Origin of the sequence: Mucilaginibacter terrae, assembly GCF_031951985.1 — a bacterium.
Taxonomy (GTDB): Bacteria; Bacteroidota; Bacteroidia; order Sphingobacteriales; family Sphingobacteriaceae; genus Mucilaginibacter; species Mucilaginibacter terrae_A.
The window spans coordinates 1,671,499-1,689,988 of the sequence record NZ_JAVLVU010000001.1; the positions used below are offsets into that span (position 1 = coordinate 1,671,499).

The window sequence follows — 18,490 nt, forward strand, 5'->3', positions numbered from 1 at the left end:
TTCAGCATAAATTTACAAATAACCAAGCTTTTGAATTTTCACTCTCATAAGGTCCAGGCTTCAAACCCCCTTGTTGTGATCAGGTAATCACAGCTTTTCTGTAGCTGCTCAATAGCAAGCTTGGACCAATCATTCTTCGTTTGATAGCCGAGCAGGGAAATCTGGAGCTCTTTTTCAAATCTGTGCATTTTGTGCCTCCGAATGAGGCTCCAGTAATGCGTTATTTCGTCGCGACGCTGTTCAATAAAATTGGGACTAGGGATTTTATCCCGTTTCTGGTTGTTTAAGTCAGGGCGAGCGGGCAGCAGATTCCAAAGGTCATTGTTTTTCCAAACGCTAAACGGTATGATGTGGTCAATATCATATCGGACTACGGGAACTCCTGACCATACGCAACGAACTTTTCCCTCTGTTTGGAGAATACTCTGGTAAAGCGTTTTAGATTCAGCAATGTCGCGAGCGGTCACGGGGCTCTGCATTACCTCTGTAAGCACATCTGTTACAGATAGCTTTTGGCCTGATGCGCGAACCGAGAATTCAGCCCACTTGAATAAGATAGCGTCAGTACCATTAATAAAACTTCCGAGCAACTGAAAAGCTTCGTAATAATCCTGCGGTATAGAAAATGTACCGAAGTTCAAAATCAGGTATTCAGCATCAATTGCGCCTACCGATCTAGTTTTAACCCGGTCATATTGATAAATGCCAAAATGCTGTCCATCTATAGATGTGCCTATATACTTCATCGGCATTTGTGTGATTGTGCTTGCAATCTTCTTAACAAGTAATAAAAACACTTTTTGAATATCAGCTGGGATACCTTTGTTTTTGAGGTCGTTATAAAAGGCGGAAATGCCACCCCGTAGATTGTAATAGTTAACCAGTTCCCGCAAAGTTTCTGCAAAGGCCAGTTGGGCACTACCATTGATTTGTGGCACCAATACCAATGGATAGTAATATAACAGCCATTTTTCAATGAGTAAACCCAAGGGGAAATGAGCCCGCTGATCTTCAATCTTTATATAAGGGGAGTTTTCCCCAATCAGCTCTATTGTACCTCTTAATAGCGCAAATTTGTACGTGGTTGACTTACTGTCCCGAGCTAAAATATGGTTTATATTTCGAAAGGTCTGATGGTTCATAATCGATATGAGAAAGCAGTAAGGTACGACAACTCTGCTTATACCATCAAGTTTATTCTTTAAGACTGGAACAATCTAAACTTATTACATCAACAATTATGAGCATTTCTTCAGCCTGTTCAAAGTGCCCATCAAAACTCAAAATAACTGAACCGATTTTAACACTCATATTACCTCTTCTGCGGTGAATCAAGTGTGAATTACAGGCAGATTTTGAAATATTTTGCTAGTTTTTGAATTACACATCGTCGCGGAAATACCTAAACTCGAAATACTTTGCCAACTCAGATTGCAATTATTCTCGACCGCTTTTGCATTTTTATTTACCTAACTTTGAGTGAAACCTGACAATGCTTATCATAAGTCTCAAACATGATTACTAAAATCGACATCGGCCATTTCGGATTATTTAAGGATTACTCTTGGGATACCGTTATTTCTAAGGATAATACCTTTAAGAAAATGAATATTATTTATGGCCGTAACTATTCAGGCAAAACGACACTTGCCCGTATTTTCAAATGTTTTGAAGATAGTTTGATGCACAAAGATTACTTAGCATGTCAATTTAAGGTAACATTGAATAATGGCAATATTATAGCCGAAAAAAATCTCCAGGATTTTGCAAAACACAATCAAATAAGGGTCTATAATACCGATTTCGTCCGTGAAAATTTGGGTTGGCTTTATCGGGAGGATGGAACAATTAGGCCATTCACCATACTTGGTGCCAAAAACGTTGAACTTGACAAGCAAATTACCCTAATAAATTATCAGCTTGGCACAATTGAAGCTGGTAAGGGATTGGTGTTTGAGTATGATAAGGCTCAAAAAGCCTTGGCTGCACAAAAAAAAACTAATTCCGATAAGACGGACATTCTTGACGATAAACTTAGGAAACGTGCCAATGATACCATAAAAGTAAATAACGATTTATTTTTACCCACGAATGCAAAAAAGAGTTACACGATCACCGACATCAAGGCTGATATTGACCAGATTAAAAGTGATGTGAAAAAACATATCCTTGCCACAGCAACTGCGGATGAGCTCATTAAATTATTGAAAGAGGTCGCTATTGATGATGTAAACCCGCTTACGGAATCCCAACCTAAATTCGCTGATTATTATAAAGAATGTAATGATATACTTCAGAAAAAAATAACACCAAGCACGCCTATTGCCGAACTGATCAATGATAATTTATTACAGGAATGGGTTAGACTGGGTATTGATAAACATCGGGATAAGCGCAAAACATGCGGATTTTGCGGAAACCCTTTGGACAAAGATTTGTGGAAGAGGCTTGACGAGCACTTTAGTAAAGAGTCAGAGGAGCTTAGAGCCGCGCTTAAAGGCAAGATCGACCAGTTGGAACTGGCAAAAAAAGGGCTGACCGAGTTTATGACCTTAAAACGGGAACAGTTTTATTCTACGCTACAAACGCGTTTTGATGGCACGCTGAAAAGCTGGCATACTGTTAGTAACGCTTATCAAAAAAAAATCGACCAATTGATCACAGAATTGAAAATTCGTGAAAAAGATATTTTTAGATTACGCGAATTGCCAGCTGATATTTCAGACCTTTCTGATGAGGTATTGGCAACGATCAAAGATTTTAATCAAATTATCACCGAACATAACAAGAAGACCAGTTCACTTGCGACAGACCAGGTTAGAGCTCGGAAAGAATTAAGGTTTTCTAATATCGCACAATATATCTCCGACATAGATTATTTTAATGAACTGAAGGCGATTGAGCAGCAGGACAACAAACTGAATATTGTCGGAGGCGGCTTGATTCTGCAGAAGCAAGAAATTGAGCGACTTGTTGAAGATAAAAGGGTGTTAGAAACACAGGCTAAAGATGAGAGCAAAGGGGCAGAACTTATTAATCAGCATCTTACTCATTTTTTTGGGCATAATGAATTAAAACTCACTGCTCAAGGCGAATCTCCAAACATGAAATTTATTATTCAACGGGAAGGTATTGACGCGAACAATTTAAGTGAAGGTGAATGCAGCCTTATTTCATTTTGTTATTTTATTGCTAAAATAGAAGATGAGTTGAAAGATGAGCTCAATAGTAATAAGCTTATTATCTACATAGATGATCCTATTTCCAGCTTAGATAGCAATCATATCTTCTTTATGTTCAGTCTTATAGAAAGTGTTATTGCCGGGCCCAAAAAATATGGGCAATTATTTATCTCGACACACAATCTCGATTTTCTGAGATACCTAAAGAAGCTGACCTTTCCTAAAAAAGATCTCAAACATTTTATTATTGAGCGCAGGAATAAAAGTAATACGCTACTAAGACTGGCGCCTGAATACCTCAAAAACTACATAACGGAGTTTAATTACCTATTTGACCAGATTTATCAATGTTCATTGGGTGACCGCGAAATAATCAGCCATAATTATCAGTATAGTTTTGGCAATAATATGCGTAAATTTTTAGAAGCTTACCTGTTTTATAAGTATCCAAGCCACAAAATGACTTCAGAGGAAAAACTGAGAAAGTATTTTGACAATGATCGCGTGACCATCAACCTGATTAATCGTGTTATAAATGAGTATTCTCACATTGGCGAACACTTTGAGAGAGGAATGGAACCTATTGATATGGATGAAATTACTAAAGTTTCGAGTTTGGTGCTAAATAGGATAAGTACTACCGATCCGGATCAATATAATGCGCTAATGGACAGTGTCAATCAGCTGGTTTAACAATCATCATTATAAATTTTAGCTGGATTGTATAGTTTTTATCATTATCGGCTGGATAAATAGTATTATTTATATGTAAATTTAGAAGTCCATAAACCTACGTCCATGTCAATTAAAATCCTTGCAACCGCCGATCTTCACTTGGGCAAAACCTCCGCAGATGCTTCAGGATACCAGGCTTCAACAAAGTCTACCTGGGCAGCGCTGGTCAATATGGCGATTGAAAACGGGGTCGATATCGTCGTACTTTGCGGTGACATTATTGACCGAAATAACCGTTATTTTGAAGCAATCGGGCCACTGCAATCTGGAATAGACCGGCTAAGGGAAAATAACATAACCGTTTACCTGGTTTCTGGTAATCATGATTTTGACGTTTTGCCGCAGGTTGTCCGCAGATATTGTGACGACGGTGTTAAACTGCTGGGAAAAAACGGCGTCTGGGAGATAGTTACTTTTAGGAAAGATGATCAAACTATTCAGTTTGCCGGTTGGTCTTTTCCAACACAATATTTCAGGGACAGCCCCTTGCTGAGTTGGCAATTTAATGATATTGATCTCAATTTTCCGGTAATTGGTTTATTACATGGAGATATTGAAGGCAAAGACGGCAAGTACGCACCGTTTCGTTTAGGTGAGCTCGTGCGCGCGCCGGTCAATCTATGGATACTGGGACACATACATAAACCTTTTGAATATAGCGGACAGAAACCATTGGTCTGGTATACAGGTTCGCCACAGGCACTGAGTGCAAAGGAACCAGGTTTGCACGGGCCGCTTCTTTTCACCATTACCGGCGATCAATTTTCAGTGCAACATCTGGGCATATCTTCTGCGCGTTATGAATCGCTTGAAGTCGATGTTACCGGTGCAGAGGATGAAGAGCAAGTACGAGAAAAGATAGTTACAGCTTTGGAAAAGGATGCGCTACAACGACAGGAGGAATTGTCTAACATATCCTTCTTAATCTACCAGCTGGAGATTACCGGCGAACATGCCCGGATCAGGGAAGTAGAACATTGGTCAAGGTCAGCTACGGATATCCGGCTACCGCTTAATGGCGACCTGGAAGCCAGCGTCAGAAAAGTCGACTGTTATTTACGTCCAGCGCTGGATGACTTAAAAGCATTAGCAGGCCAGTCTTCCCCAGCAGGCATTCTTGCCGATACTATTCTTGCAATCAGCGAGGCACGCAATACGCCATTTCTCGATAAACTGATTCATAAATGGCGACAGCAGGCTACCGCTTTAAATGAAGCTGGCGTTTATTTGCCCTTATCAGATGAAGAACGCTTATCTAACTTAAAGGATGACAATGCTAAAATTTATCTGCAGCGTGAATGTAACCGCTTACTGGGCGAATTAATAAGTCAGGATAAATAAATCAGCATTATGTCAAATCCCTCCCTGCTTATCAAAGATATCTCGGTTTACAAACTGCCCGGCTTTCCCAGGGGGATGCTACCGCTGCATGATTTTGCGAGGCACATCAACATCATCGCAGGCCCCAACGGTTCGGGTAAGAGTTCTACGGCCAGGCTCATCAGGCAGTTGCTGTGGCAGCAACAATTGGGAAGCGTACACGCGGATTTTATGCTGGACATTTCCGGCGTGCAATGGGGTATCCAGGCCGATAACGGTCATTACCGGGTACTGCGTGAAGGGCAACCCGATACACTGCCATCTTTGCCCGCTGCAGATGAATCAAAACGTTATCTTCTGGCATTACATGAGCTCGTTGGCGACATGGACACCGACCTGGCAGCTCTACTCATCCGGGAGGCTAGCGGCGGCTATGACCTACCGGCAGCACAGCACAAGCTGGGATATGACAGCAGAACGAAACAACGAACCATCACCGAATACCGGCAGTATAACGAAGCCAAAATAAAGATCGCGGGAATTGAAAACAGGCAAAAACAGCTAACCACTAAAGCTGACTCTTTGCAAAGCCTTTTCAAAGCGAGGAACGAAGCAGCCGCTGCATCAAACTATCATGACCTTTATACATGCCTTATTGCTAGTTTGAATGCAGGTGATACATTGAACCGCTTGCAGCATTTACTGGATGATTACCCTCCACAATTGCGGATTCTGACCGGTCAGGAATTTGATCGGATTGTGGCGTTAGAAGGAGAAATCCAAATAAATAATCGTTCTATAGAAACTATATCGGGCGAGATACACCGCAAAGAAACAAGAATTAGTGAATTAAACCTGCCTGAAAAAGGCATCAGCAAAGCGTTGTTAGAAGAGTTGCATACCCGTGTCGATACTTTATTGAGTATTGAGCAAAAGCTCGGCTCTCTGGATATCGACATCGCAGGTGCTGAACTAATGACGGCCGAAGCTTTGGAAAAGCTGGCGTCTGAACTTAGAAACACAGATATCAAGCCGCTGGACGTTAGCGGAACGGTGCGGTTGGCGCAATTCATGGAGGGCGCACATCGCTTGCTAAGTGAAAAGCAATACCTGGAAACTACTGTCGGCCAGTTAAAAAAGGAGCAGCAGATCGCGGCTGAAGACCCGTCTAAAATTCAGGAAGGGATCAATGCCTTGTTGCTTTGGTATCAGGAACGGTCGCCGTTGGACGGCATTCCTGCTTGGGCACTTTGGGTATTATTGCTATTGGGTATCATTACAGGTGTAGCCACTTTATTATTGGGATGGCTAGGTCTCATAACTATCTTACTCATGCTTGGTTTCCTGTTGTACGCCGCCCGCGGAAAACGTGCAGATGATGGGGAAGTTAGAAAAAAGGATTTTGTGCGCACCGGATTGCGGGAGCCGCAACAATGGGACATCCCTGGTGTAGCCGCCCGGTTAGAGGAATTGAACATAGCATCGCAGGAAGCAAAGCGATTGAACCTATTGGCTGTTCAGTTGAAAACGCAGGAAGATGCGCTTACCGATTTGCTGCCCCGGTTAGCTAAATTAGATGAGCAGCGTGACTTATGGCTGAATGAAATTGGCGTAATCCCGCTACTGTCGGCGGACGAATTGAAAGATTATTCCGGACTTTACTGGTTTTTGGCCAGCCTGTTAACCTGGCAGCAATGCTTCGCACAGTTAAAAGCGTTGGAAGAACAAAAAGTACTGGCGCTGGATCAGCAAAAAAACTTATTGTCTGCAATAAATGTGCTGATCAAGGACATAGCGGCAGAAGTTGCTGATGGCGCGACAGCCAAGGGTATGTATCGTCAGTTACAAGCGGATGAAACCGAACGCTCGACACTTTCAGAAGCGGTCAAACAACATAATGTTCAATTGGAGGATAAGAAAGGTTTAGGAAAAAAACTGGCGGATGAACTGGCGGCCATTTATGAACGACTGGAGCTGGAAGAAGGTAAAAAAGAAGAAATATGGGTTTGGAACCAACAACTGGCGGCTTTTCGGCAATTGCACAAAGACCATCAGGATGCTGGTACGCTGCATAGCGATAAAAATCAGACTTTAAAAGCACATAACTTGTTTCTGGAAATAGAATCAGAGTTGGATGCGCTAACACTTGATGAGGCTAAGTTGAAATGTGCCGCTTTTAAACAGCAGGCAGATAAGCTTGACGAATTGAATAAGCAAATCATAGAGATCGAGCGTGACATTGAACATGAAAAGGAAGGAACGGCAATGGAAGACGCCTTGGCAATCAAGGAAGCGTCGCTAAACGGGCTGGAGCAGATTTACTTGAATAATCTTTCTGCTATGACCGGCGATCTGGTGGTTGGTTTACTGAAAGAAACCTACCGGGAACAGAATAGTGCAGGAATATTTGGCAAGGCGAATCAGCTGTTCAGCCGAATCACCAACGGGCGTTATCAACTTACTGTAGAGGAGAGTGGAGCGCCGGCTTTCCGCGCCTACGATACCATCTACAAAAACTGGCTGGAACTTTCGCAGCTATCGACTGGAACTCGTATTCAATTGTTATTGGCGGTCCGCCTGGCATTTATAGAAATGCAAGAACAAAACGTTAAATTACCAATACTCGCCGACGAGATACTGGCAAACAGCGACGACTTGCGTGCGAAGGAAATTATCAGCGCACTTGCAGAGATAAGCAAAGAAGGACGACAAGTCTTTTATTTTACCGCGCAGGCGGATGAAATTGATAAGTGGAACAGCTTTTAAAGCGAATGATGCCGAACTGGATTTTAAAATTTTTACGCTGGATGGGCAGCACAACGAAAAGCCGGATTATCGCTTAGAACAAGCGCCGTTATTGTCTGGGTTTAAAATTATTAATATACCTCTTCCCGGTACGTTAACCGCTGAAGAGTATCGTAAATTGATTAAAGTGCCCCGGTTTAATCCGCTTACGGAGGAACCAGAACAATTGCACTTATGGTATTTGCTGGATGATCAACAACTGCTATATACTTGCCTGGCAAAACGTATTGGCAATTACGGGCAGTTAAAAGGTTTTATGCAATATCAGGGCAGCTTGCCAGGTCTGGATGAAAACTTATGGGCGACCTTGCAGGTAAAGATCAGATTACTCGAATCTTATCAGGAGCTTTTTCGCAGAGGAAGATCTAAACCTATTGACAGGCAAACGCTTGTGCAGTCCGGAGCCGTATCTGGAACATTTATAGATTTAGTAGCCGAAAAATTAAAGGAACTGAATGGTGATCCTCAGCGACTGCTATTGGCTTTGGGAGCGAAAGAAGTGCAGGGCTTTTTGCAATCCAAATTAAAAGCGCTGGAACAATACCTTATCGGGCTTGGGGTGATAGATGATCAACAAGTCTTATCCGCTGAAGACTTGCAGGTCAGGCTAATGGCTCTGGTGTCCAACCTCGATATTCCTGAAGTTCAGGCCTACGAATTTATCGATAAAGTCATGAGCTAAGAACGTGTGGTAGCTAAAAAGGTGGTTCATCGAACGCAGTGTCGTCCTGAATCGCCTTCGTATAATTTGCTATATAGAATAAATCATCGATCGCTTTTTCCTCCGTTTTTGCTGTTAATGTGGAGTTTTTATAATAGTGTATCAATTTTTCCTTGTTTTTCAATTTCTCTTGTTTGAGCACATCGTTTTCCTTAATTTTCGTTTCCCAAAATGCCCTGTCGATTTGCCTTTCAAATTGAATATCCCGTTCTACATCCGGCATTAAAGAATTTTTGAGGTTTATATCGGCTTGATGAATCGTTAAATAGGTTTTATCTACTTCAATTAAACTCAATGCGTTATTCTCCAATATGCTTTTTTGAAATCTATAGTTATAATTGGCCGCGTTTATAATCATGTTTGACAACGATTCTGCACGCTTGTCGTCTGCGAAATAACGCTGATAATCCTGATCATAAAGAGCAAACAATTCGGGCAGTTTTCTGGCCATATCCGGCTGATCTATCGCCATGACCAAAAAATCGACAATATTTAAAAAATCATTCTTGATATATTTTTTAATTTGCTCCGAATTCTTGGGATGAAGTAAACAATATAGCATTGCATCTTTAATCCAGTAGGTATCGTTAAAATCAAGGGCTGCCATTTTATCCATGAACAATTGATCTATATCAATATCCGGACAGTACTTTCTTACAGTTTGAAGTATTGATGCAGGCATCCGGTATAATTTATATTTATCTATTGAATCTAGCTCGTCCCTTATTACCCTTTCTTTAACAATAAATTGCAAATCGCTTTCAAATGCAATACTGGCTACATCGGGATCAAAGTGCTGTAGCTGTTCGATATAAATAATACTTGAGATAATGGCTTTTTTCTGGTGAAAAGAATCCTTGATAAATCCTTTGAAAAAATCGGCCAGCGACGGATTTATAAATGAATATTCCCGTTCGGGGTTTTCCCCATCAATCAATGTGCTAATAACAAAGCCATTAAGCAATATTTTAGCCGAATCCCTAAACTGATTAGCTTTAATAATTTGGTTATGGCTAACTTTTTCATACTGAAGCCTGGCATCATAAGCCTTGATCAACGCTTTTTCGTTAACCTTTCCTCTGAACGTAAAAAGAGTAATTAAAAAAAGCTGATCAAAATAATTAATTTGATTATGAAACGACCGGCTCCATATTCCTTCCGGATTGGTCAAACTTAACGTAATAAATTCATGATACTCAGCCGGAGTCAGGTTTTCAATTTTTGTAGGGTCTGTTAAAGACTCTATCGTTCTGGGTGTATAATTTTTATGATTGATAATGGTATTATAAAACTTGTTTTGCAGGATACAATTGAACAAATTTTCTTTTATCCTGTAAAAATAGAGGTGATTGTACAGAATTTCAGCTTTCTCAAATTTGCTGTAATCACTTAATTGAATTTCATACTGCTGATTTAATAGCTGGCTGCGATTGATTTTTTCAGATTTATCATCTGCCTGATTCAGAATTACCGTTCTGGTGGTCAGCATCAAATATTTGTTGGGCGTATTTTTAATACGATCCACAAATTGCGTGATCTGACTTTCCGTTTGACTGGCGGTTAATATTTCATAATAAGTCTCGCCCAAAAAATCATCAAAATAAAATAGCTGTTTAACATCATTATCGGTAGCAATTACATCTTCCGCCTCCCTGATGCTAGCGACTTTATAGATTTGATACCCATTTTTTGCCCTTTCCAATAAAATTGCATCAGCTAAGGTAGTTTTACCCCAAACCGGGTTGCCCGGTAATTAATAACAATTTCTTTTGATCAAGCAGTTCGTTAGCCTTATCCAAATTCTTGGTCACTACATATAAGCCAATTTTGGACTTGATCTTTTCAAGATATGACTTTGTCCTGCCCTCAATAGCGTTGTTCAAAATGGCGTTAAGCATACTGACGCTGGAAAACCAAAGCTTAAATTGCTTTTTTTCTATTTCCGGAAATTCGCTTAAATAAGTGTTCAAATCATTTTGACCGATCACATCATTTGAGGACAAAATGTAAGGCGCTAACAACTCTTTTAATTCGTCTTTTTGTTTAATGGACAAAGGAAGTGATGTCGCAATAATATATCTATCCGGATTTAGATCCTTTACCTTTTTCAATTCTGCTTTAAGAAACGCTTTTTTGAGTTTAGGATAGCCGGAACCGATATAATGCTTCGCCTGAACAACGATTTGATTATTATTTTCTGAAGAAGAATATCTTAGATCTACACCCTGGTCTGGCCCAACTTTGAAAGCTTGGAGGTTTAAATTGAGTTTGGCATTTAATAGATCGAGTACCAGCAATTCAAATTCTTTGTCATTAATGGTTGAAAAAGTGTAATTAGACATTATGTATAAAACTTATTTTAGCTATTCGATCATTATACTGACCCTTTTGATGACAATATATCTATTATAAAATATCAAAGGTATCTAAAAAGCAATATCAAATTCGATGGCATGCTATTAAATAGGCTAGTTCAGAATTTGGGAAAATCAGCAGTAAGAACATATGATCCTAAGCAGAAAAGCTAATAAACTTTTAAAAGTCCTAAATATGGTTTTAAAAGCTAGAGGTATCTGAGGGAGACTTTGAACGGAATATAAATGTCCACAGAATGATCCGATACAAATAAAGACCATCGTAGGAATTGTCAATATCATATTTGCGCCGTCAAATAAAGGATAACTGAACATTTTCTAATGTTGAGCATCTTAGAACTTCATTAAGATTGAACCTGTAACATTTATCCCTTTTTAATTATGAGGTGCGAAGATGCCGGATCATTCAACAGCCGCTCCATTTCTTCAATCACAATAAGTTGAACATCATCTTTAATTTGCTCATAATTCCGCTGCACGATCGCCGGTTGCACCGGTTTTACTTGTGGTACGGCCTTATAATTGCTTTCCTCGTTCGCTAAGGCTTCATGGTCATTCATTATCTCACAATGAAAAGTCTTCAAGTCAATTTTCTCCTCGGGATTATCCGCCACCATACCGACAAACTCCCCTGAAGACAAGCTTGAAATAGTTGAGGCGGGTACCGCCGACTCTAATTGCTTGGAACGGCTGATCGAGGTATCATTCCTATTGATGGAAAGACTTTCCCGGTCCTGCATGATCTTACCAAACCGTTCTGAAAGCTGTTTGGAGGTATCACCGGTAACCTGCCCGCTGATGATATTACCTGTGATGTTCATGATCACATCTGCCAATTCCCGTCCGTAATCTTTTCGAAGCTGGCTCGCATCCTGAATGCCTAAACAAGTGGACACCTTGTTACTTCGTGCAGTGGCAATCAGACTGTCCATATTATTGAGATAGATGGTAGGGAACTCATCGAATATCAAACTGCTTTTCATCTTCCCTTTTTTATTGACAAGCTTGACCAGCCGGTTCACGTACAGCGATAGCACAGCGCCATAGGTTTGGATCTTCTGCGGGTTGTTACCGGCGCAAACAATCTTCGGTTTGTCCGGATCATTGATGTCCAGTGTAAAATCACTACCCGAAAGTACGTAATATAGCGACGGCGACGATAGTCGAGCCATAGAAATTTTGGCAGAGGCGATCTGCCCCTCAAGCTGTTCTACAGCATCCCGCAGATAAGCACTGACAAATGGATTGACCAGCACTTCGATCTCCTTTTCCGTCCTCAAGAGCGTAAACAATTTATCGTACTCCAGTTGCATGAATTCGATAACATGTGGCAAGGTGCAGAACTCTCCGCCCCTATATTTCTTGAGATACCAGATGATAGCAGTCAGAAAATTGATCGGCGATTCGACGAAGAAGTCACCCTGCCGCTTGATCCACTCCCGGTTGAGCCCCATCAGTATGGTACGCGCAGATTCTGCAGCATCAGTGATGTCAAACATGGATGCCGGATCGAGCGGGTTACACCGGTTGGTACGAGAGAGGTCGTCAAAGTTGATGATGAAGAATTGGGGCTTGATCTTGTAAGCGGTTTTCTTGTGTTTGAGCCAGGTGTTATAGACGATCTTGGTCAAATCATCAAACTTAAAATCGTAAATGAACATGGTGAACCCTTTTTTAATATGCTGGGTAATCACGTGGCGGATAACGAAGTAGGATTTGCCAGCACCTGGGCTACCAATAACCAGCAGGCCACGAAACGGATTCACAAAATTGATCCAGGAATTGCGCAGTTTATTTTTCAAGTGGTAGCGTGCCGGCAGGTTGATCGAGTACTCATTTTCCAGCAGGCGTTCTTCCTTGCGGGAAGGTCTCCTGATCGCGGTTAAAGATATCGCCGGTTAACTTATCGGTAATGATCCGGGACAGCATGGTTCCGCCACTCATCATGATAAGATAGCCTGCCGCGGTAGCCATCATATAGAGGACAGGCAAGACCCTATTATTGCCTTTGAATAGCAACAATAAACCTGCTGAGAAGTACAGTACGACGCCAATGGTAAGCCAGGTTAAGGCTTGCCTGTGGCTGCGTTTCTCGTCTTTTTTGCCTTTGATACCGATCAGCGCAATGACCAGTAATACCAGCGCAATGATCTTTGGTTTATTGAAGCTGGCGAACAATCCTGTTCTTGCGATATTGCCGAGGACCCGGTCAGTCAATGCGGCACTCCACTGCCATTGCCTGAATAGCCCATAGAACTCGAAATAAAAATGCAGTAACAATATTAAAATGCTGATCAGCCTGGTCATGTCCAGGATCTTGCGCATCGCCTGATCATTTTCTCCGGTCGACATTCTTCCTCCTTTTTTAATTCATCCTCACCTTTGTCCGGCAGTCCTTAATCCAAGCGCATTTTTCTCTTTTTCCGCTTGCGCCTGGTGGATCGCAACTCAAAATCCATCGTTTCAGATACATCCCGCTGCTCCAGCAATGCCGCCGTAAATTCACTTCCCCGGGTCACAAAATCCCCGGTCGACCTATCCCCTCCTACGTCGGTGCCTGGCCGACCTCCAGCTACCCCATCTGGCTTTTGTCCGCTCAATTCTTTCCGCGTCGTCAATTGCTTTTTCCTTTCAAAAGCCCCGTTGTCCTGACAGCGTTCTAAAACACCACGGGCACTATAAGCTTTACCCAGGTCACTCCCATTTAACACGACCCTGGTATGATGGTCGACATAGGTCAGACCGTAAACAACCCCTTGCTCATTCTGACGAACAATCGTGTCGATACCTGATCGCTTCAGTTCAGCAATCATATTTTGAAGAGAACCTTTTCGATGCAGCAGTGCAAGATCGATCCCGTTCCTGACCCTTGCTTTAGCGGGCTCCTTTGCCAGGCGATTTTCCGCAAACAATTTCATCAGTTGTTTCATTCCTGGATTGCTGAAAAATAGGCTTGCTTTGATCGGCGTCCCTACCGGTTTACCATGCTCATCCAGCAGCCGGTAAAGCAAACCTGCATGCTTTCTGACCCGGCTGTTTTCGGAGCCGTTGTCGGCAATGATATTGTATAGTTTCAATATAGCATTAAGCTCCGCAATAGAGGCAAAACGGTACTTGGTAACTACGGCATTCAATACATTATTGATAGCCCTTTTGGTCTCCGTTTTGCCATAGCTGACGCGCTGCGCGTCGATTGGTTTTAACTTGTGTTTTTCCGTCAGGGCAGACTTGTCGGCTTCTATCAAACCATATTTCTTTTCAATCTCCCGCCGGGCTTTTTCGGATTCATTCCTGCCCAGATTATGCAATGAAATGCGCGCGCCGTCAGGTTTGATATTCGTCGTTACGATATGCAAATGGCGGATGCCCGGAATCCGAATGCTGGTACAACAAATACGGCTGTCCGGCAAAGCCTATCCGCTCCAAATACTCCTGTGCGATCGCCTTTAATTTGGCTTCCTCAAGGTTTTCGGACGGGTCGAAGTTCAGCGAAATATGTACGCTATTGACCCTTGTCCGCTGGTTCAATTCCGTTAATTTTTCCAACCGTGAAAGCTTCTGAGCGAAGGTCAGTTGCGCTGCTTCTTTAGGATATAAACCAGCCTCAAGGCAAAGCGCCACACCTGCCTTCACCTTCTGCTCATTGTAGTTCAAAATATTGCGCAGGCTGCTGCTGGCATGGATCACAGCAACCATTCGTCCGCCAGTTGATCCAACCTTGATTTGATCGCTTCAACCTTGCCGAACAGCGCACCTTTATCGCGCTCAAACGCGGTCAGCCATAACTGCATCTGCGGCAAGTGGTCAAGGGTATGCAGCCGGTGTACTGCCTGGTTAAAATTCACGCCGATCGCATTCAACTCACGCCTGAGCAGCACCATTTCTTCCATGAGATCATCCAGCGATTTATTCCGGGTATAGACCGTAATGGTCTTACCCATTAACACCCGGCGAACGTACTCGCTTAGTTTTCGAAGTGTCGTTTTTTTCCAGCCTTTTTCCACTGACTCGTACTCTCCGGCCGATAGCCGGAACCCGATGAACCGCTTTTTTGCCTCATTTTCCTCTGCCATTGTTTCCTCCTCCACATCAATACATCCCATCATTAAATGGCTTTCCAGACCGCCCCCGACTTCGGAGAGGGGCGGCAAGATTCCGGTTGTTGTTAAACAACCGTACATCTTGCCGATTGCAAAAAGGCAATCTTGCCTTCCACTCGGACCTTAGAAAAGCTGTCTTATTCTTAACTGATCTTTTGCCCGATCTGCTGTTTGGGCTTCAAAAGCTTTCCGGTTAGAAAGTCATTCAGATCCTTATATTTCTCATATATCCCGCTCCTATCGATAAAGCCATCTTTCAGCGAAAGTGCAAACTGCGTGTAAGCCCGCCCGGTCGTGTCATGGTCCAGCCAAAGATTCTTCACAGGATACTCAGCCATGACCGGTCGTGCACGCTCAAAGAAAGCAGCACTATTCAGGACAAGCATGTCACCGGAAAAAGCGGCATCTATGCCATACAGGGTTTGAAAAGAAAGCATATCAAAAAAGCCTTCGAACACATGTAGCTGATCACTTCCGGAGCCGATCCGCGTGATGTCTTTTGGACTGCTGCTCGCCTTACTGAAAGCATTCCTGATCTCATAGCCCCCAGCATCATTTTTGAAGCCGACCCCAAAGTAATTCCGGCCATCCAACTGATAATTAACCTCCCGGCAAAATTGCCCGGCAACACTTACCGGTATCCTGCGCTCATGCAAATAATTGATGAGCGGATAAGCATACAGTTGCCGGTCAGAAAGGATCGTAATTTTACTGTCATGAACATCGCTTTTACCGTTAATAAAACGCTCCCCGGCGATATGCTGTTGAAAGGAAAAACCCGGCCTGAACTTATCCATCAATTCCCGAACGTTGCAACCAAAATAGGCCAGGCCAAAATCAATTAAATTGCCGCCTTTACCAAGGCCGTGGTCATACCAACGATTGATCTCGCGATTCACTTTGAAACTGGCCTCACCCTCCAGGCGTAAAGGTGATAGGTACCAAAAGTCCCTGTCCTTTTTGACGTATTCCGGCTGATGGCCCAGCGATGCCAGGTAATCTACGAGATCAAGGTTTCTAAGTTCCTCGATCGATAAACCGCTCTTCATATTTTCCATAGGGCACTCATCCTTTGCGATTAAACATAACGAAGGTAAGCAGACCTAAACCTCACCTGCAATCCACGCTATATTTTGATGAGGATCGTATTCGTGCAGCCAGCTACCTTTGTGTCATTGTTAACCTTAAAAATCAGCGTATGGCAATGAATGTATTGGAAAAGGTCTATGAGACGTTGCTCTGTAGCCCGGGGATGAATGAAGCCGTCAAGGTCGATGTTAAGATCAACCGTAAAGTGGTCCTGCTGCTGAGCAGCGTCATTGAGACAGGATTGGCACCGCAAGGCGATAAGGAGGTGCCTGGCCTGCTGCAAATCGTACCTAAAGAGGCGGTTGAAGAGTTAAGACAGTTTACGGAAGATTGCCTTAAAAAAGCTGGGCTTACCGAACTGAGTGAAAAGATGAGATCGCTCGCCAAGTAACATCGAAAAACAGTTTGGGCAACTTCAGGTCAAGCTGACGAAAAGCGCCCCAGATGCCTGCCCGGCGAAACGTGGCAGGTTTCTGGGAAGGCGCGGAGCGGAAGCTTGACCAGAGGTTGCAACTGCCTGAAAAGCGGGTGAGCATAGTGCGTAAGCACGGAGCGAACCTGCTGAAAAGGCAAAGCCGGTATGGATATGAATCGGCAACTCCAGAAAGGCCCATCTCTTTATACCGGGAGATTACGGAGCAGGCGCGAATCACTTTCATGATAATTTTTATATTTGGCTTGCATACGCACAAGTGTGAGCATAATTAGAATCTATTATGGAAAAATTAGCCGAACTCAAGGCGCTGGTTGAAACAGCGGAAAAAGAAGGTGCTGCCTTCTACGAAAAGAACAACAAAGCAGCGGGCACACGCCTGCGTAACGCGTTGCAGCAAATAAAGGTGCTGGCAACCGATCTACGCAAGGATGTCACGGAAAAGAAGAACACTGAAAAAGCATAGTGTAGAGGCCTGCAATAGCGGGCCTTTTTTGTTCTTATTTGTTTAACTTTAACTAATGCGCACGATAGAACCACCTTTTGATATTGAAAGTAATAGCGGACTGATTCATGTGTCAGAACATAGCATTGGTGGCGAGCGTGTGTTTCACCTGGAGTTTGCCGATATGCGAAAGCCGCTTAATATATTAGTAGCAGAAAAACGTCCCAGTGGCGAAAAATTTTGGACCTCAACTCCGGAAGGACGGCAGGAAGAAGCAGAACATTTCGGCAGGCTAATTGCTGCCTACATCAGGAGTAAACGAAAAAAAAACGACTGACAATCAGAAAGCGTTATAGTTATGTGTTATTACAACGGACAAAAAGTTACCCGTGCCGAAGCCATTCGGTTAAAAGGCATTGAGAAAGCGATAAAGAAATACAATTTCCTGAATGTTGGGGTGCATAATGGTTTCAATTATGCGCCTTGTGCCATCCTGATTCCATCGGCAGATGGGAAGGACTTCGACATTGTCCAGGCAGAATGGGGATATGTCCCCGGTTTTGTAAAGACCAGGACGGAGGCGAATATTTTCAGGGCCAAGTACACGACACTGAATTTCAAATCAGAGAACCTTTTTGTTAAAGAAGATGGTAAGCGATCAATGTGGGCGGACGCCGCCAAGAACAGGCGTTGCCTGGTGTTGTCAACCGGAATTGTGGAGTCCAGGCATATCCCAAAGATCGGCAAGAAAGGCCAAGAGCTGAAGGAAATGATCAAATACCCCTACCAGGTTACCGTGAAAGGTCAGGAATATTTTTATTTACCCGGCTTGTATAACGAGTGGTTAGATCCGGAAACCAGCCAGTTCGTGATGACGGTCGCGTTCGGTATCACCGAAGCCAACCATATCATGTCCCAAATCCATAATTCTAAAAAGCGTATGCCCTCTATCTTAACAGAAGACCTGGCCTGGGAATGGTTGATGGAAAAACCGACCGAGGAGCGCCTTTCAGAAATCGCACGTACCCAGATCCCATCAAGAATGCTGGACTTTTGCACGGTTGACCGGAACTACCGCACTGCCCTGGAGGCCTCACCCCTGGATTACCCTGAATTAGCCCCCATTGATATGAGCTTTGTTGACACCGAAGAGTTGCAGTTCAATCATTGGCCGGCGCAATTAGATGCACTCAAAGATGAAAGAAGTGAATTGGTTATAGCTGGTGAATCAGCCAAAATGGATTATCATCATGGGACAAGCGGTCAAGGCAACCTCTTCAGTTGA

General features: G+C 43.0%; 15 protein-coding genes and 1 pseudogene. 8 read left to right on the forward strand and 8 right to left on the reverse strand.

What is annotated here, in order from left to right; genetic code table 11:
- Positions 1 to 44: 44 nt before the first annotated feature.
- Positions 45 to 1,142: an HNH endonuclease domain-containing protein gene (locus QE417_RS06630; RefSeq protein WP_311948575.1), complete on the reverse strand. Its 1,098-nt coding sequence runs from the start codon at positions 1,140 to 1,142 to the stop codon at positions 45 to 47.
- A gap of 372 nt (positions 1,143 to 1,514) precedes the next feature.
- On the opposite strand from QE417_RS06630, the gene QE417_RS06635 reads away from it, so the two are divergent.
- From QE417_RS06635 to QE417_RS06650, 4 genes are all read left to right on the forward strand, one after another.
- Entirely contained in the window at positions 1,515 to 3,875 is a 2,361-nt protein-coding gene (locus QE417_RS06635) for an AAA family ATPase (RefSeq protein WP_311948578.1), read from the forward strand.
- A gap of 105 nt (positions 3,876 to 3,980) precedes the next feature.
- The gene (locus tag QE417_RS06640) at positions 3,981 to 5,258 is read left to right on the forward strand and encodes a metallophosphoesterase family protein (protein ID WP_311948580.1); all 1,278 of its coding nucleotides are present in this window, start codon (positions 3,981 to 3,983) and stop codon (positions 5,256 to 5,258) included.
- Between the two features lie 9 nt (positions 5,259 to 5,267).
- Positions 5,268 to 8,003 carry an ATP-binding protein gene (locus QE417_RS06645; RefSeq protein WP_311948582.1) on the forward strand — a complete coding sequence of 912 codons (2,736 nt, stop codon included), beginning with the start codon at positions 5,268 to 5,270 and terminating at the stop codon, positions 8,001 to 8,003.
- Positions 7,975 to 8,724 (forward strand): hypothetical protein, encoded by a 750-nt coding sequence (locus QE417_RS06650; RefSeq protein ID WP_311948584.1) that lies wholly within the window; start codon positions 7,975 to 7,977, stop codon positions 8,722 to 8,724. The genes QE417_RS06645 and QE417_RS06650 overlap by 29 nt, the downstream gene beginning before the upstream one ends.
- Positions 8,725 to 8,737: 13 nt before the next feature.
- On the opposite strand, the gene QE417_RS06655 is transcribed toward QE417_RS06650, so the two are convergent.
- The 7 genes and pseudogenes from QE417_RS06655 to QE417_RS06685 form a co-directional block, all read right to left on the reverse strand.
- Positions 8,738 to 10,465, reverse strand: coding sequence for an nSTAND3 domain-containing NTPase (locus QE417_RS06655; RefSeq protein WP_311948587.1), 1,728 nt, complete (start codon positions 10,463 to 10,465; stop codon positions 8,738 to 8,740).
- Positions 10,466 to 10,490: 25 nt separating this feature from the next.
- Entirely contained in the window at positions 10,491 to 11,105 is a 615-nt protein-coding gene (locus QE417_RS06660; RefSeq protein ID WP_311948590.1) for a restriction endonuclease, read from the reverse strand.
- A 398-nt stretch (positions 11,106 to 11,503) separates the two neighbouring features.
- Positions 11,504 to 13,490 (reverse strand): annotated as a pseudogene (gene mobC, locus QE417_RS06665) (conjugal transfer protein MobC).
- Positions 13,491 to 13,534: 44 nt separating this feature from the next.
- Positions 13,535 to 14,494 (reverse strand): relaxase/mobilization nuclease domain-containing protein, encoded by a 960-nt coding sequence (locus tag QE417_RS06670; protein WP_311948592.1) that lies wholly within the window; start codon positions 14,492 to 14,494, stop codon positions 13,535 to 13,537.
- Positions 14,463 to 14,834 carry a relaxase/mobilization nuclease domain-containing protein gene (locus tag QE417_RS06675; RefSeq protein WP_311948594.1) on the reverse strand — a complete coding sequence of 124 codons (372 nt, stop codon included), beginning with the start codon at positions 14,832 to 14,834 and terminating at the stop codon, positions 14,463 to 14,465. Before QE417_RS06675 ends, QE417_RS06670 begins: the two co-directional genes overlap by 32 nt.
- Positions 14,822 to 15,289, reverse strand: coding sequence for a plasmid mobilization protein (locus tag QE417_RS06680; protein WP_311948596.1), 468 nt, complete (start codon positions 15,287 to 15,289; stop codon positions 14,822 to 14,824). Before QE417_RS06680 ends, QE417_RS06675 begins: the two co-directional genes overlap by 13 nt.
- Before the next feature lie 92 nt (positions 15,290 to 15,381).
- Positions 15,382 to 16,296 (reverse strand): toprim domain-containing protein, encoded by a 915-nt coding sequence (locus QE417_RS06685; protein WP_311948597.1) that lies wholly within the window; start codon positions 16,294 to 16,296, stop codon positions 15,382 to 15,384.
- Between the two features lie 140 nt (positions 16,297 to 16,436).
- On the opposite strand from QE417_RS06685, the gene QE417_RS06690 reads away from it, so the two are divergent.
- The 4 genes from QE417_RS06690 to QE417_RS06705 all read left to right on the forward strand — a co-directional run bounded on the left by QE417_RS06690 (position 16,437) and on the right by QE417_RS06705 (position 18,490).
- Positions 16,437 to 16,718: a hypothetical protein gene (locus QE417_RS06690; protein ID WP_311948599.1), complete on the forward strand. Its 282-nt coding sequence runs from the start codon at positions 16,437 to 16,439 to the stop codon at positions 16,716 to 16,718.
- Between the two features lie 325 nt (positions 16,719 to 17,043).
- Positions 17,044 to 17,226, forward strand: a complete 183-nt coding sequence (locus QE417_RS06695; protein ID WP_311948600.1) for a histone H1 — start codon at positions 17,044 to 17,046, stop codon at positions 17,224 to 17,226.
- Between the two features lie 55 nt (positions 17,227 to 17,281).
- On the forward strand, positions 17,282 to 17,542 hold the full coding sequence (locus QE417_RS06700; protein WP_311948602.1) for a hypothetical protein: 261 nt from the start codon (positions 17,282 to 17,284) through the stop codon (positions 17,540 to 17,542).
- Positions 17,543 to 17,563: 21 nt separating this feature from the next.
- Positions 17,564 to 18,490, forward strand: a complete 927-nt coding sequence (locus QE417_RS06705) for an SOS response-associated peptidase (protein ID WP_311948603.1) — start codon at positions 17,564 to 17,566, stop codon at positions 18,488 to 18,490.

Coding starts and splice junctions, on each gene's coding strand:
- QE417_RS06630 (WP_311948575.1), bottom strand. CDS start 1,142: ATGAACCATCAGACCTTTCGAAATATAAACCATATTTTAGCTCGGGAC.
- QE417_RS06635 (WP_311948578.1), top strand. CDS start 1,515: ATGATTACTAAAATCGACATCGGCCATTTCGGATTATTTAAGGATTAC.
- QE417_RS06640 (WP_311948580.1), top strand. CDS start 3,981: ATGTCAATTAAAATCCTTGCAACCGCCGATCTTCACTTGGGCAAAACC.
- QE417_RS06645 (WP_311948582.1), top strand. CDS start 5,268: ATGTCAAATCCCTCCCTGCTTATCAAAGATATCTCGGTTTACAAACTG.
- QE417_RS06650 (WP_311948584.1), top strand. CDS start 7,975: ATGAAATTGATAAGTGGAACAGCTTTTAAAGCGAATGATGCCGAACTG.
- QE417_RS06660 (WP_311948590.1), bottom strand. CDS start 11,105: ATGTCTAATTACACTTTTTCAACCATTAATGACAAAGAATTTGAATTG.
- QE417_RS06675 (WP_311948594.1), bottom strand. CDS start 14,834: ATGGTTGCTGTGATCCATGCCAGCAGCAGCCTGCGCAATATTTTGAAC.
- QE417_RS06685 (WP_311948597.1), bottom strand. CDS start 16,296: ATGGAAAATATGAAGAGCGGTTTATCGATCGAGGAACTTAGAAACCTT.
- QE417_RS06690 (WP_311948599.1), top strand. CDS start 16,437: ATGGCAATGAATGTATTGGAAAAGGTCTATGAGACGTTGCTCTGTAGC.
- QE417_RS06695 (WP_311948600.1), top strand. CDS start 17,044: ATGGAAAAATTAGCCGAACTCAAGGCGCTGGTTGAAACAGCGGAAAAA.
- QE417_RS06700 (WP_311948602.1), top strand. CDS start 17,282: ATGCGCACGATAGAACCACCTTTTGATATTGAAAGTAATAGCGGACTG.
- QE417_RS06705 (WP_311948603.1), top strand. CDS start 17,564: ATGTGTTATTACAACGGACAAAAAGTTACCCGTGCCGAAGCCATTCGG.